This window comes from Synechocystis sp. PCC 6803 substr. PCC-P (assembly GCF_000284455.1).
GTDB lineage: Bacteria > Cyanobacteriota > Cyanobacteriia > Cyanobacteriales > Microcystaceae > Synechocystis.
Window position 1 is genome coordinate 2,063,643 of record NC_017039.1, and the last position, 14,499, is coordinate 2,078,141.

At 49.2% G+C, this 14,499-nt stretch carries 14 protein-coding genes; 9 read left to right on the forward strand and 5 right to left on the reverse strand.

Annotated elements, in window-relative coordinates:
- Positions 1 to 185: 185 nt before the first annotated feature.
- Positions 186 to 1,184, reverse strand: coding sequence for a phosphoribulokinase (locus tag SYNPCCP_RS09795; protein WP_010873078.1), 999 nt, complete (start codon positions 1,182 to 1,184; stop codon positions 186 to 188).
- A 522-nt stretch (positions 1,185 to 1,706) separates the two neighbouring features.
- Between SYNPCCP_RS09795 and petH the strand changes: the two genes are divergently transcribed.
- On the forward strand, positions 1,707 to 2,948 hold the full coding sequence (gene petH, locus SYNPCCP_RS09800; protein ID WP_010873079.1) for a ferredoxin--NADP reductase: 1,242 nt from the start codon (positions 1,707 to 1,709) through the stop codon (positions 2,946 to 2,948).
- 91 nt (positions 2,949 to 3,039) lie between these two features.
- Here petH and SYNPCCP_RS09805 read toward each other — a convergent pair whose 3' ends face one another.
- Positions 3,040 to 3,879, reverse strand: a complete 840-nt coding sequence (locus SYNPCCP_RS09805) for a Cof-type HAD-IIB family hydrolase (protein WP_010873080.1) — start codon at positions 3,877 to 3,879, stop codon at positions 3,040 to 3,042.
- Between the two features lie 324 nt (positions 3,880 to 4,203).
- On the opposite strand from SYNPCCP_RS09805, the gene SYNPCCP_RS09810 reads away from it, so the two are divergent.
- The 8 genes from SYNPCCP_RS09810 (at position 4,204) to SYNPCCP_RS09845 (ending at position 10,156) form a co-directional block, all read left to right on the forward strand.
- Entirely contained in the window at positions 4,204 to 5,076 is an 873-nt protein-coding gene (locus SYNPCCP_RS09810; protein ID WP_010873081.1) for a lipopolysaccharide assembly protein LapB, read from the forward strand.
- A gap of 83 nt (positions 5,077 to 5,159) precedes the next feature.
- A complete protein-coding gene (gene psb27, locus SYNPCCP_RS09815) occupies positions 5,160 to 5,567 on the forward strand; it encodes a photosystem II protein Psb27 (protein WP_010873082.1) in 408 nt (135 codons plus the stop codon).
- Positions 5,564 to 6,259 carry a ribonuclease III gene (gene rnc / locus SYNPCCP_RS09820; RefSeq protein WP_010873083.1) on the forward strand — a complete coding sequence of 232 codons (696 nt, stop codon included), beginning with the start codon at positions 5,564 to 5,566 and terminating at the stop codon, positions 6,257 to 6,259. Before psb27 ends, rnc begins: the two co-directional genes overlap by 4 nt.
- Before the next feature lie 33 nt (positions 6,260 to 6,292).
- On the forward strand, positions 6,293 to 7,072 hold the full coding sequence (gene fetB / locus SYNPCCP_RS09825; protein WP_010873084.1) for an iron export ABC transporter permease subunit FetB: 780 nt from the start codon (positions 6,293 to 6,295) through the stop codon (positions 7,070 to 7,072).
- A gap of 273 nt (positions 7,073 to 7,345) precedes the next feature.
- Entirely contained in the window at positions 7,346 to 8,788 is a 1,443-nt protein-coding gene (locus SYNPCCP_RS09830) for a carotenoid oxygenase family protein (protein ID WP_010873085.1), read from the forward strand.
- 90 nt (positions 8,789 to 8,878) lie between these two features.
- Complete coding sequence (locus SYNPCCP_RS09835) at positions 8,879 to 9,142, forward strand: type II toxin-antitoxin system Phd/YefM family antitoxin (protein ID WP_010873086.1); 264 nt, start codon at positions 8,879 to 8,881, stop codon at positions 9,140 to 9,142.
- Positions 9,139 to 9,399: a Txe/YoeB family addiction module toxin gene (locus SYNPCCP_RS09840; protein ID WP_020862284.1), complete on the forward strand. Its 261-nt coding sequence runs from the start codon at positions 9,139 to 9,141 to the stop codon at positions 9,397 to 9,399. Before SYNPCCP_RS09835 ends, SYNPCCP_RS09840 begins: the two co-directional genes overlap by 4 nt.
- 166 nt (positions 9,400 to 9,565) lie before the next feature.
- Positions 9,566 to 10,156: a chromophore lyase CpcT/CpeT gene (locus SYNPCCP_RS09845; protein WP_010873087.1), complete on the forward strand. Its 591-nt coding sequence runs from the start codon at positions 9,566 to 9,568 to the stop codon at positions 10,154 to 10,156.
- On the opposite strand, the gene pgsA is transcribed toward SYNPCCP_RS09845, so the two are convergent.
- From pgsA to recN, 3 genes are read right to left on the reverse strand one after another with little or no spacing between them, the layout of a single operon-like run.
- On the reverse strand, positions 10,153 to 10,692 hold the full coding sequence (pgsA, locus tag SYNPCCP_RS09850) for a CDP-diacylglycerol--glycerol-3-phosphate 3-phosphatidyltransferase (RefSeq protein ID WP_010873088.1): 540 nt from the start codon (positions 10,690 to 10,692) through the stop codon (positions 10,153 to 10,155). The two genes, SYNPCCP_RS09845 and pgsA, sit on opposite strands and share 4 nt — an antisense overlap.
- A gap of 39 nt (positions 10,693 to 10,731) precedes the next feature.
- On the reverse strand, positions 10,732 to 12,525 hold the full coding sequence (locus tag SYNPCCP_RS09855) for a diflavin flavoprotein (RefSeq protein ID WP_010873089.1): 1,794 nt from the start codon (positions 12,523 to 12,525) through the stop codon (positions 10,732 to 10,734).
- A 25-nt stretch (positions 12,526 to 12,550) separates the two neighbouring features.
- Positions 12,551 to 14,305 carry a DNA repair protein RecN gene (gene recN / locus SYNPCCP_RS09860; RefSeq protein ID WP_010873090.1) on the reverse strand — a complete coding sequence of 585 codons (1,755 nt, stop codon included), beginning with the start codon at positions 14,303 to 14,305 and terminating at the stop codon, positions 12,551 to 12,553.
- Positions 14,306 to 14,499: the final 194 nt, after the last annotated feature.

Here is a 14,499-nt window from a genome sequence, read left to right on the forward strand (position 1 = left end):
CCCAGAAATAAGCTCAACCCGGATGTTGTGAAGATATCAAACAACGACTCCGCCTTAGATATTAGAAGATTTCTCCCTTAAATCAAACCCCAACAAAAATCGTGGCGGAACCACAGCCATGGCCACCACGAAATAGTAAATTAGGTTATGCAGACCAGCAGGTCAGGTAATTATTGGTACCGCAGTTACACAGAGGCCGGGACCTTAGCTTCCGCCGTTAACTGTTCGTAAACTTCCCGCATTTTCAGACCCACTAACACCTGGAACAGGCCAGTACCATTGTCAGTGCCTGGGTAATCCTTATGCTTGAGCAACAACTCGGTCATTTCACCGTAGTACTTAGTACCAGTCTTGCTGAGGTGGTTTTCCACATAAACCATTTCCTCTAGGTTTTCAAACCTGCCGTCCACTTCCAGCAAAGATACTTCGTTGCCCATAAAATTATCGGGGCCGTAGTACATCTTGATGCCAGGATAGGTACAGGTCAGCTTCCGACCACAGGGACGCCAATCAATGGTGGAACCTTCGTCAAACAGGTAGGCTGGCTCGAAGAATTTAACCCCTTCTTTTTGCACAAGACGAACCCGCAGGAGTTTACTTTCCTTGTCCTCAATCAAGCGGGTGGGCAACACCTGGATCACCACGTCCGCATATTGCTTTTGGGGCTCGATATAGGCAGTGAAGTCAGGCTTACGGGCGTTGATGGAAGCCAAAATATCTTCATAGGTGTGGCCCCGTTCGGCCATGTCCCGTTGAATTTTCCAGTTAATTTTCACTTCTTCGCTGATGTCCAGGTAGACCCCGAAATCCACCAGTTCCCGCACCCGTTCATCGTAGAGGGGATGCAAACCCTCAATAACCACCACTTTGTTGGGTTCAACTTTTTCCGGCGGATCCAGCAGCCCCGTTTCGTGGTTGTAAATGGGTTTCATAATGGATTGACCACTTTTGAGCGTTTTAATCTGCTCATACATGAGGTCAAAATTGTTGGCTCTGGGATCCAGGGCGGTGACCCCAGCGGCTTTTCTACCCTGGCGATCCAAACTATGGTAATCGTCCAAACAAATTACCGTCATGAACTCTTCGCCGAATAAATCCGTTAAACGACGTAAGAAAGTAGACTTACCGCAACCGGAATCCCCGGCAACACCAATAAGAACCACGCGGTCTAGCTGTGTGGTCATAACATCCCTCAAAAATGCAAAACTGATTGTTAACCCGGTTTCCTAGAAAATTTCTCCTCACCCCAGATGGCGTGTTGGAGAGACAAACCAGAGCCTATGGGCTTGTTAACCCCCTGTCAAGGGCCGAAGGAAAACTAATCCTGAGATCTAGTCATCCTGGTCAACCCCAGATAACGCTCTTCGGTTCTAGCCAGAGATATAGCCTGACCCTCTGAATACTGAGTATGAATTCTATCAGAATTGTATTCCCTTCTACAAGATTGACCGATTCAAGGGGGGGCGCGCCCTATGACTAGACTTAACTTAGACTAGTGGAGGTTCATTCCAGGGTTAATCGTCCGGTAAAGTGATACATGGGTTACATTTTATCAAGGTTAACTTTGTTAGGGTGGTAGGACTAAATATCCGCTTCTGACCCCACTGCTCCTCCCGGCCACGGCGATCGCCTGACGATGGTAGGCTTGATAATACTGCGATAAATTTCTGTCAGTATTATTTGATTGAGTAGGGAGCAATTAACCCATGTACAGTCCCGGTTACGTAGCGACTTCATCCCGCCAGAGCGATGCCGGTAATCGTTTATTCGTTTATGAGGTAATCGGCCTGAGTCAGAGCACCATGACTGATGGCTTAGACTATCCCATCCGCCGTAGTGGCAGCACGTTCATCACCGTCCCCCTAAAGCGGATGAACCAAGAAATGCGACGCATTACCCGGATGGGAGGAAAAATTGTCAGCATTAAGCCTCTAGAGGGAGATTCGCCTTTACCCCACACCGAGGGCATTGCTAAACCCAGTCAATCCGAGGGAAGTGGTTCAGAAGCGGTGGCTAATCCAGCCCCTGAATCTAACAAAACCATGACAACAACCCCCAAAGAAAAAAAAGCTGACGATATTCCCGTCAATATTTATCGTCCCAAAACTCCCTACATCGGCAAAGTTTTAGAAAATTATCCTTTGGTAAGGGAAGGGGCCATTGGCACAGTACAACACCTCACGTTTGACCTCTCCGCTGGGGATCTCCGTTACCTAGAAGGGCAAAGTATCGGTATCATTCCCCCCGGGGAAGATGATAAGGGCAAACCCCATAAGTTGCGCCTGTATTCCATTGCTTCCACCAGACACGGTGATTTTGGCGACGACAAAACCGTTTCCCTCTGTGTGCGCCAATTGGAATATCAAAACGAAGCCGGGGAAACCGTACAAGGGGTCTGCTCCACCTACCTGTGCAACATCAAGGAAGGGGACGACATTGCTATTACTGGCCCCGTTGGCAAGGAAATGCTCTTACCCCCAGACGAAGATGCCAACATTGTGATGCTGGCCACCGGCACCGGCATTGCCCCCTTCCGGGCCTTCCTGTGGCGTATGTTCAAGGAACAACACGAAGATTACAAATTTAAAGGCCTAGCTTGGCTCATCTTTGGCATTCCCAAATCAGAAAATATTCTCTATAAAGATGATTTGGAAAAAATGGCAGCGGAATTTCCCGATAATTTCCGCTTAACCTATGCCATCAGCCGGGAGCAACAAAATGCGGAGGGCGGCCGGATGTATATCCAGCACCGGGTGGCGGAAAATGCTGAAGAACTGTGGAATTTGATGCAAAACCCCAAAACCCACACTTATATGTGTGGTCTCAAAGGCATGGAACCCGGCATTGATGAAGCGTTCACTGCCCTAGCGGAACAAAATGGCAAGGAGTGGACCACTTTCCAACGGGAAATGAAAAAAGAGCACCGCTGGCACGTGGAAACCTACTAAGGACTTTTGCCTGGGCATTAAGTAGATTAATTTGTTTGGTCTGAAGGGGAGTTTGCTGTTGGCGGGCTCCTTTTCAGTTTTGGGCCAACAATTAACAGAGTGCTAGGGTTGAATCTAGGCAGAACCTAGCCAAGGCTTGGGACACTCCATCGGCTTCCACGTCCGCCGTTACCCAGTCTGCCACCTTTTGCACTTCCGGGGGAGCATTACCCATGGCTACCCCCACTCCGGCATATTTCAGCATTTCCACGTCGTTAAAATTGTCTCCGATCGCCAAAACTTCTTGGGGATCAAGCCCTAACACGTCTTCAGCTAAATGTTGCAGGGCCAGGCCTTTGGTGGCTTCGGCGTGGGTGACTTCAAAGTAAATCTCGGTGGATTGGGTCAGATGCACGGCTTGGCCCTGGAGTTTTTGACCCATTTCCGCCATCAACTGGGCCATGAGGGGAGCATTGCGACTGATGGCTAACATTTTGGTGGTGCTACCCAATTCAATAATTGAGCGTAGATCGCCGCTAGCTTGGGCCATGGCACCGGACCTTTCCATATAAACATGGGTTTCTGGGGTGATATGCCGCACATGGAGCTGGTCGTTGTAATAGCAGTGGATATCAAGATGGGGTTCCAGTTCCGGTCGCTCAAAATGGTCCAAAATTTCCAAGGCGATCGCCGGGGGCAGGGGTTTTTCCCTTAAAACAGCACCAGTGTGGGGATGCTTGGTTAGGGCACCGTTGTAACTAATCAAAGGCAGGGTTGATTGAATGGTCTGATGGAACCGTAGAGCAGAACTAAACATACGGCCAGTGGCCAACGCCACTTGGATACCCCGGCTCTGTACCTGGTGAATGGTTTTCACCACTGACGGGTTAATTTGATTGGATACTCCGGCGATGGTGCCATCAATGTCCAATACTACTAACTTGATTGACACTGTTAAACTCCCTGGCAACGGATTAGTTGGGCAAAAATTCTGTTAGAAAGCTGAAATCTAAAGCTTAAATTTACAATGATTTATATTTCCCCCTCCATTTAACCATTCTGAGAACAGCGCTTAACATGGACTTCTAGGGTCGGGCGGCTATGCTGGAAAAGCAAAAATTGCTAGTCTGGATGGTAAAAATTATCTTTGAGTCTTCCATGACTGAACTGGTGGAGTGATCTGTCAGGGTTATTAACTGAGATTTAAATTATTTAGACTTAAATTTTTCAATCATTGCTTTAAGCTAGGGTAAATCTTGCCGGAGGAGGCATTGGGGTGGCAACTTCTAGGACACAACGGGATGTTTGGGTTTATGTCGGCATTGGGGCCATGGTCAGTGCCTTGGTGTTATTTTCCTTGGTGCCTCTGGTGATGGGTTTGTGGCAACCCCGTCCCGCTGCGGATGGAGTCGTCAATGGGGGCACACCTCTAGAAAGTCAGGCGTTGGGCTATCAGTTAGTGCTGGAAAGGGAGCCGGATAATGTCAATGCTCTCCAAGGTTTGCTAGAAATTCGCCTGCAACAAAAAAATCTGGCAGCGGCGATCGCCCCTCTCGAGCGGTTGGGACAGATTAGAACGGATCAGGTGCAGTACCGTATTCTGTTGGCCCAGCTTAAGACCCAACTGGAGGACAATGCGGGGGCGGCAAAGGTTTACCGAGAAATCCTGACTCAATCCCCCCATAACATCCAAGCTTTGAAAGGTCTAAGTGGACTTTATGCCCAACAGGAACGCCCCGCTGAAGCGGTGGCCATTGTGCAAAATGCCATCACCCAGGCGATCAAAGCCCAAACCGGAGCCCCTGGCACTGTTCCCCCCGACCAACTCACTTCCTTACAACTTCTGCTGGGGGAAATTTACCTCAGTCAAAATCGCCCCGACCAGGCGATCGCCATTTATGAAGCCGCTAGCAAAGTCAACGGCAATGATTTTCGTCCCGTCCTAGCCCAGGCCCAGGTCATGGCCCAAACTGGCAAAGTTAAGGAGGCCGACCCTTTTTTCCAGCAGGCAATTATGCTGGCTCCAGTGCAGTATAAGGACCCGATAAAAAACATTGCCCTCCAGGTGACCAACCAGGCTTTGGCCAATCAGAATGGAGCCCCCGAAACCAGTATCCCTTCCCCCGCCCCCATCCTCAAGTCAGAATAAAAGGAAGTCTTAGGGGGCCCTGGCCAACTGGTAGGATAGAAAAATTAACAAAATTTAGTAACAATCCAGGGAGGGAACCCTCAGTGATGTCCTTTTTGAAAAATCAGTTGTCACGGCTGTTGGCCTTAATTTTGGTGGTGGCGATCGGTCTGACGGCCTGCGACAGCGGCACAGGACTCACCGGCAACTATAGCCAAGATACCCTGACGGTCATTGCCACCCTGCGGGAGGCCATCGATCTACCCCAGGATGCCCCCAATCGCCAAGAGGTGCAGGACACCGCCCGGGGCCAGATTAATGACTATATTTCCCGTTACCGTCGCAAAGGTGATGCCGGTGGGCTGAAATCCTTTACCACCATGCAAACGGCCCTCAACTCCCTGGCTGGATACTACACTTCCTACGGTGCCCGTCCCATTCCCGAAAAGCTGAAAAAACGCTTACAACTGGAATTTACCCAGGCAGAAAGATCCATTGAACGGGGCGTGTGAACCATCCCGATTTCCCCCCCATCGGGGACCCCCAGTTAAAACTCGAAGCCCTCACCCATCGTTCCTATTGCAACGAACATCCTGGTACTCCTTCCTATGACCGGCTGGAATTTCTTGGGGATGCGGTGTTGGGTTTTGTGGTGGGGCGCATTCTTTTTGAACGTTATCCCCATTTTACTGAGGCAGAGTTAACCCGTCTGCGGTCCCAGTTGGTTAATCAAAATCAGTTGGCCTATCTAGCGAGGTTTTTACACATTGCGCCGGAAATTCGCCTGAGCCAAAGTTTGGCCAGGGACGATGGACAATCCAGCCCTTCCATCCTGGCCGATGTTTTTGAATCATTGTTGGGGGCGGCTCTCCTGGATAGGGGTTTGACGGCGGTGGAAGATTTCATTCAAGAACTATTCGTTCCCATCCTAGAGCAGTGGGAAAAAAGCCAGGATGGGCGATCGCCAAAACTAGTGCCGACCATGGATGTAAAAAGCATGCTCCAGCAGTGGGCCTTGGCCAAAACTAAACAATTGCCAGAATATGAACTAATCAACACCAGTGGGCCACCCCATGCCCAGGAATTTACCTTTACCGTCAAAGTAGCGGGAAAAATCCATGGCCAAGGCTCTGGCCCCAGTAAGCAAATTGCCACCAAACAGGCAGCCCTAGAGGCATTGAAAAGTTTGGGGCTATTGCAATAAGCAAAGCAGAATCCACACTGGTGGGGAGAAACGATGGAACACGCCTTAATCGAACTGGATTGGGCCGACATTGGTTGGATGTTGGGACTCCTGGGCGCGGCGATCGCCCTTTTGCAATGGCAGGGGCTAAATCTGACGGGGCAATTACTGTGGGCCGGGGGACGCACCATTTTGCAACTGATTGTGGTGGGCTATTTTCTCGCAGTGGTTTTTTCCTTGGATAATCCCTGGGCAGTGTTGCTAGTGTTGGCGATTATGTTAACCATTGCCGCCGTGGTGGCCAGAAATCGCATTAATCCCCGCAGTAAATCCCTGTTTGGTTGGCTATGGCTTTCCTTGGGGGCCAGTACTGCCATCAGTTTGGGTTACGCCCTGGTGGTGATTATCCAGCCGCCCCAATGGTATTCCCCTCAATATCTCATTCCCCTCACTGGCATGATTCTGGGACAAACCATGAACAGCGCTTCCTTAGCCGGTGAAAGATTAGCCAGTGCCATTCAGCAAAATCCCCGGGAAATTGAAACCCACCTTTGCTTAGGAGCTACCCCCGGCCAGGCGATCGCCAGTTATCGTAGGGCCGCTATCCGAGCCAGTCTGATTCCCACTGTGAACCAAATGATGGTGGTGGGCTTGGTCAGTTTGCCGGGAATGTTAACCGGGCAAGTGTTAGCTGGGGGTGATCCCCTCAATGCCTCGGTCTATCAAATTTTGATTATGTTCTTAATTTTATTGACCAACACCCTTAGTACCATTGCAGTCACCGCCACGGTTTACCGTCAGTATTTCAATCAACATCAACAACTTTTAGTGTAACCACGAATAGCCAGCTTTTTAAAAGCCCAAACCGGGCATCGAAAAATTAACTATTTTGTCTTTTGATCGGTACTAGGTTTTATCCCCAATTTGGGTCGTCATCATTCAAGGAATCCCCATTGTCCCCTGGGAAATTTTGCTATGATCTGCCTAGCTTTGCAGTCGAAAAACCCCAGTAATGTCTCTACTTTTGCTGGTGTTCCCCGGAAGCCCAACGTCTGTTAAGGCTGATTTTTCTGCCGTCATTTCCCACACAAATTTTTTCACCCCTCTATGACCGCTACCCTCTCCCGGGCCGCTTGGGCCAGCAATTTCAGCCAAAACGCAGTGGAATTTGACCGCACTGGATTGGAGCTGATCTCAGGACAAATTCCGGCGGAATTAAAGGGGAGTTTGTATCGCAATGGGCCGGGCCGCCTCAGTCGGGGTTCGGAAAAAGTCGGCCATTGGTTTGATGGGGATGGGGCGATTCTGGCGGTGCATTTTGGCGAAGGGCAAGCCCAAGGACTTTATCGTTACGTGCAAACCCAAGGTTACGCAGAGGAAGAAAAAGCAGGACGTTATCTTTACGGTAACTACGGCATGGTTGATCCTCAAGGGGTTTGGCATTACTGGAAAAGTTTGTTGACCCAGACCGATGTACTCAAAAATGCTTCTAATACCTCGGTAATGGCTCTGCCCGATCGCCTATGGACCCTGTGGGAAGCGGGGCATCCCTACGCTTTGGATCTAGAGAATTTAGCTACGTTGGGCACGGAGGATTTTGGCGGGGCTTTTCAACCGGGGCAACCTTTTTCCGCCCATCCTCTGCGGGATCCGGTCACGGGGGAAATTTTTAGTATTGGGGTGGATTTCCAATTTAACCTCAACCTTTACCGTCTAGACCGCCAGGGCAACTTGCTCAAGCACCGTCGTTTGAAACTGAGCCGCACTCCCTTCTGCCATAGTTTTTGCATGGCGGGGCGTTATCTGGTCCTGTTTTTACCCCCTATCACCCTCAATCAATTTTCTTTACTGTTGGGTAATGTGGCCTATGCCGATGCTCTGGGTTGGGATGCCCAAGGGGGAACAAAGATTGTGGTGTTCGATCGCCAAACGTTGGAAATTGTCAGTAAAGGGGAAACGGAATCCTGGTTCCAATGGCACTACGGCAACGGCTGTGAGTTGGACGATGGCAATGTGCGGCTCGATTTTGTTCGGTTCAACGATTTCGCCCAAACCAATGAATATTTGCGTGAAGTACCCACCGGAGCGGTGAAAACCTCCACGGATGGTCAACTATGGCAAGCTATCCTCAATCCCCAAACGGCCAAAATAGTTGAGTTAACCAATGTGCTGAGCCGCAGTGGGGAATTTCCGGTGATTAATCCCCAACGGACTGGGCAACCGTGGCGCTATACCTATATGGCTCTGCAACGACCGGCGGAAATCCTTGGTTCCCAATGGTTTGGGGAAATTGCCCGCATTGATTACCACACAGGGGATGTAACCACAGCTAAGCTAGGAGAGCATCAGTATCCCGTGGAACCCCTTTACATTCCCCACCCGGATGACGGCGGTCGGGGTTGGATTATCACTGTGGTCTATGACGGCGATCGCCATGGCAGTGAGGTGTGGCTATGGGATGCGGATCGTTTGCAGGCAGAACCCATTTGTCGTTTAGCTTTACCCCAGGTAATTCCCTTTAGTTTCCATGGCACTTGGCGATCGGTTTAGGAAAATTTTCCGTCAGCATAGTCAATTAAGGGCAACTTTCCTGGTCAAGGGACACAGTTACAATGGAGCAAAATCTCAATGGAGAGCTGAATGAAAGCAATTACAACCACCCAAGCCAAAGATCATTTGGATGAATTAATTAATGCTGTCATTTCTGATCTAGAACCAACCATCGTTAGCAACAATCAAGGTCAGCAGGCGGTATTAATATCATTGGATGAATTTAATTCTTGGCAAGAAACCCTTTACTTACTCTCTAATCCAACCAACGCAGAACATTTAATGGCATCGATTAAGCAAGCTGAAACTGGACAGATCATTAAGCAAAAATTACCAGATTTATTGGAACTGTGAAAATCGCCTTTACCGAGCTATCTTGGCATGATTACCTCTGGTTTCAGCAAAATGATAAAAAACTTCTCAAAAGAATTAATTTACTCATTAAGGCAATTGCCAGGGATCCTTTTGATGGTATAGGAAAACCAGAACCACTCAAAGCAAATCTTTCCGGTTACTGGTCGAGGCGCATCAATTCTGAGCATCGTTTGGTGTACACGATTGCTGATCGAGATTTACTAATTATTTCCTGCCGATTCCATTATCAAAGGTAAAACCACGCTTCGTACAGAGTTTTTAATGAATACTTGGCGTCAACTAATGCGGTAAAATTACCTGAAACAAGATATTAGATGCCTTGAGAAGGCTTCCAATGTATTTTGTCTTTACTTAGACATTTTTTAAAAACCTTTTAAAGCAGTCATTATTCAATAACTATTTATGTCCCATTCCACTGATCTTTCCGCCCTAGCCCGTTGGATGGCCGCCGATTTTAGCAACCAGGCCCAAGCCTTTGAAAATCCCCCTTTTTATGCCCATATCCGGGTGGCCATTCGTCCCCTCGACCAAGCAAAGTTTGGCGATCGCCTTTTATTTTTAGAACAGGCCTACGACTTTATGTTGCAGAGGCCCTATCGCCTACGGGTGCTGAAATTAAAGGTGGTGGAAGATCATATTGAAATTGAAAACTTTAAAGTCAAAGATGAGGAAAAATTCTATGGTGCGGCCAGGGATTTGGGCAAACTAGCTCAACTAACCCCCGCTGATCTCGAACCCATGCATGGCTGTGACATGATTGTGGAATGGACCGGCACTAGCTTTAAAGGGGAAGTGCAACCGGGACGGCAATGCCGAGTGATGCGGGACGGCAAGGAAACCTATCTGGAAAATAGTTTTGAAGTGAGCGAAACGGGATTAATTAGCCTCGACCGTGGTTACGATCCAGAAACCAACGAACGGGTTTGGGGCTCCGTGGCCGGTGCTTTTCATTTTGTCCGGTGGCAGAGTTTCGCCGATGAAGTTAGTTTTTAGCCAGCCTCGACTTTGTTGTTTCCCGGAGGAAACAGGTAGATTGCCCCGGAAATGAGCGTTAAAACCACTGCTATCCAGAAGATGACCGTGCCAATTTGGCCATAAATTTCTGGCAACGGTGCTAACAACAAGGCGATCGCCGTGATTTGGGTAACGGTTTTTACTTTGCCCCAGAGATTGGCCCCGGCAATTTCTGTTTGACTGGCAAGCTGGGGATTAACCCGCCAACCGGCGATGACTAACTCTCTGGCCAAAATTAAACCCACTGCCCAGGGGGGAACTACCTGCCAAGTTAACAAAATTAATAACGGGGCTAATACCAGTAATTTATCCACCAACGGATCAAGGAATTTGCCCAACTCCGTCACCTGATTTAACCGGCGGGCTAGGTAACCATCCAACCAGTCAGTGCTGGCGGCCAGCAAAAAAATCCCCACTCCCCACCAACGGGTTTCGGCTTCTGGAGTCGGTAGCCAAAGAAATAGCAGGGGTAAAGCCAATAAACGGGAAACAGTTACCCAGTTGGGTATATTCATCGAGAAAACGGTGTATTAGGACTAAATTTGCGCATTGAACTAATAATGATCGCCAGATTTCCGGTGATGCACCGCCGTTACCCCATCTTTGAGTAGGGCACCCCGGTCAGTCACGGCGTAAAGAACCCAATGGTCACCGCACTCCAGCCGTTGTTGTACCCGACATTCCAAATAAGCCAGGGATTCCGTCAAAATTGGTGCGCCATTTTCCGCCGTTTCCGTGGCCACGTCTGCAAACCGATCGCCGCCGGGGGCAAAGGGTTTGAGAAAATGTTTCATCAGTCCCAGATGGTTGCCTTCCTGCAAAATATTCAACACAAAGCAACTGTTTTTGTGTAGCAAAGATTCGATCGCCCTTTCTTTGGCAACGGCAACGGTCAAACCAGGGGGGGAAAAGGTAGCTTGGGAAACCCAGGAAGCTAACATGGCACTGCTCAATTCCCCTTGCTGGGCGGTAACCACACAGAGGGAACCCACTAAACGGCCTAACGCTTGTTCGGTGCGGGCAGATTCCGACTCCGGCAGAGCAGATTTAGGTTGACGGCGTTTTTCTGCCTTTTTCAGAGCTTGGGCAAAATCCGTACCGGCCTCTTCGCACATTTTCAAAGTTTGGTCGGTGGGCTTAAATTTCACCCGGATGGTGTCAAAGCCAAAGCTAAAGCCCGCATCCCGAAATTTGTTTTCCAGCATATCGATCGCCTCTCCACTCCAACCGAAGGAACCAAACACGCCGCACAGTTGGGTTTTGGACGCATTGGCCAGGGTGATGCCCAGGGCCGTTTGAATGGGGGTGGGGGCATGGCCGCCCAGAGTAGGGGAACCAAAAATAAAGCCAGCGGATTTACCGATCGCCTCCTTAATTTCCTCTGCGTTGCTAGTTTCCGCATTGATGGCCGTTACCGCTACCCCAGCTTTAGTAATGCCTCTGGCGATCGCCTGGGCCAGGGTGCTGGTATTACCGTAGGCAGAAGCGTAAATTAAGGCCACGTTCAAAGCTTGGGCCTGTTGTTCACTGAGCCATTGCTGATAGTTACGGGTCAACTCCCGCAAACCGTAGCGCACCAGGGGGCCATGGCTGGGGGCATAGGTCTGGGCTGGATAGGCTTCTAACTTATTCAGGGCGGCACTAACCTGGGCGGCGGCGGGGGCCAACAGACAATCAAAGTAATAGCGGCGGTCTTCTTGGTAAATAGTCCAACCTTCATCGAACACTTGGTCACCACAAACGTGGGCCCCGAACAGTTTATCGGTGAATAAAATTTCGGTGCGGGGATCGTAGGTGCAGAGTTGCCCTGGGTACCGGGGGCTAGGGGTGGGGATAAAGGTCAATTCATGGCCCCGGCCCAAATCCAGGTGGTCATTACCTTTCATCACTTGGATAGGATTATTGACTTCAGCATCCGCCAGCAATTTTTCTAAATTTTGAGCGGCGGGGTTAGAGCAGATAATGGTTGCCTGGGGAGCTAGGCTCAACAAAAGCTTCAGGGTATGGGCCCGGTTGGCGTTGACGTGGCCCAAAATGACGTAATCCAGGCTGTTGAGGTCTAACCGTTGAATTAGGGTGCCGACAAAATTATCGGTGAAGGATTCCCCCGGCGGGTCAAAGAGGGCAATCTTATCAGCACTGATCAGGTAACTATTGGCAGTGGTGCCCCGTTGCAAACCATACTCAATTTCAAACTTCAACCTGTCCCAGGTGCGGGAGCGAAACACAGTGGTGTCAACGGCGATCGGGCAGATTTGAACGTCTTTGGCAGGCATGGTGAGGGGAGGGAAAAGACAACTGACCAACAACGGTAGTTGGACTGTCTCCAGTTTTGCATGGATTCCCACTGTTAACTAACCCTGCGGCTCGGGATTAAACTTGGGAGGCTTGGCGACGGGCGGCGGATTTTTCCAATAAAGATTGGGCAAAGGCTAACGCTTCTTTGGCGGAATGGCCCCCGGTGAGTTGGGCTAATTCCTGTTGGCGATCGCCGTCGGATTGGAGGGGAGTAATGCGAATAACGGTGCGTAAATCTTCGTCAAGCTGGGGATTGGTGGGATCGGCAATATTTTCATTAATGACCACTTTGTCCACATGGAAATGGGCATCGGCCAGGGCCGCCACCAAAGGTTGATGGGTGACACAGAGCAGTTGTTGGCGCTGACTGAGTTGGGCTAGCTTGTCGGCGATCGCCTGGGCTACTTTGCCGGATACTCCCACGTCGATTTCATCAAAAATTAAGGTTTGGCTGGGGGGAGCCAGTTCACTAAAACAGGCTTTGAGGGCCAGGAGGAATCGGCTCATTTCCCCACCGGAGGCAGTGGCGGCCAAGGGTTGAATTTTTTCCCCGGTGTTGGGGCTGAAATAAAACACCACCTGTTCTGCGCCGAAACTACTGGGGGCACTGGACTCCAATTGGCAAACAAAAATTACCTTTTCCATGGCCAGGGGCTTGAGTTCTTGTACCAACCTTTTTTCTAGTTTTTGCGCCGTTTTTTGGCGAATTAAAGTTAACTGACCACAATGTTTAATTAATTCTTGCTCTGCCTTGGTCAAAGATTCCTGCAACTGGGCGAGGGATTGTTCTCCATCCGTCAACTGGTCATATTCAGCTTGGATTTTTTCTTGGTAGGCAATCGCTTCGGTTAAGCTAGGGCCATATTTACGACAAATCCTTTTCAGCACCTGCAATCTTGCTTCCACTTCCCCTAACCGCTCTGGATCAGCTTCCAAATTATCTCCATAGCGTTGCACTTGCCGTCCTGCTTCAATTACTTGGGTTAAAGCTGTTTGTACCAGTTCCAATAAGGGATTAAGGCTACTGTCAAATTCCGCCATGGTTTGCAACTGTCCTTCCGCATCCCCCAACAAATCGGCGATCGCCGGGGTATCCCGTTCACTTTGGTACAAAAGCTGGGTGGCTTGATAGCTTAACTGTTGTAGTTCCACCACATGGGAAAGTTTTTCCTGTTCTTGGATTAACAATTCCCATTCATCGCCATCGGTTAATTCTGCTTCGGTCAATTCCTGTAACTGATAGGTTAAAAAATCCAGCCGTTGTAAACGATTTTGTTCCGATTGTTGCCTGGCTGTTAAAGCTTGTTTGGCTTGGGTAAATTCTTTATAAGTTATTTCCACCGCTTGACGTTTTTCTAATAAGTTTTGCCCGCCAAATAAATCCAGTAGTTGCCGTTGTTGCCCCGGATCTAATAGTTGTTGAGTTTGGCCCTGGGCTGTAATTTCCACCAATTGGCTCCGCAATTCTGCCAAAATTTGGCGATTTACCAACACTCCATTCAGGCGGGAACGGGAATTTAATGAGCTTCCTTTTTTGCTAAATTCCCTCGTGCAGGCAATGGTGTTGTCTTCCAATGGTTCAATGGCTTGGGTTGCTAACCAATCATTAAGCTCGGTACTGGTGGAAAAAATTCCTTCAATCACACCGCTGGAACACCCCTGGCGCAAAACCCTCGCTCCGGCCTTTCCTCCTAGTAATAAATCAATCGCATCAAGCAAAATTGATTTCCCGGCGCCGGTTTCCCCCGTCAATACATTCAAGCCTTGCCCAAAGTTAATTTCTAAGCAATCAATCAAAGCAAAGTTATTGATCCGCAGGGATAGTAGCATGAAAAATTAGCCAATAATTTGAACGTTATGCTATGGGAAACTGTCGTTACGATAACTAAGTCTAGAATATAAGTGCAAAATAAAGTACGTCAGCCTTTCATACCCGATTCGGCATGGATTTTGATTTTACCGATGTCCGCCCCGATAAGTCCATTAAATAACCTTATAAGAGCCTGTTCGAAAAGCTCCCCTAA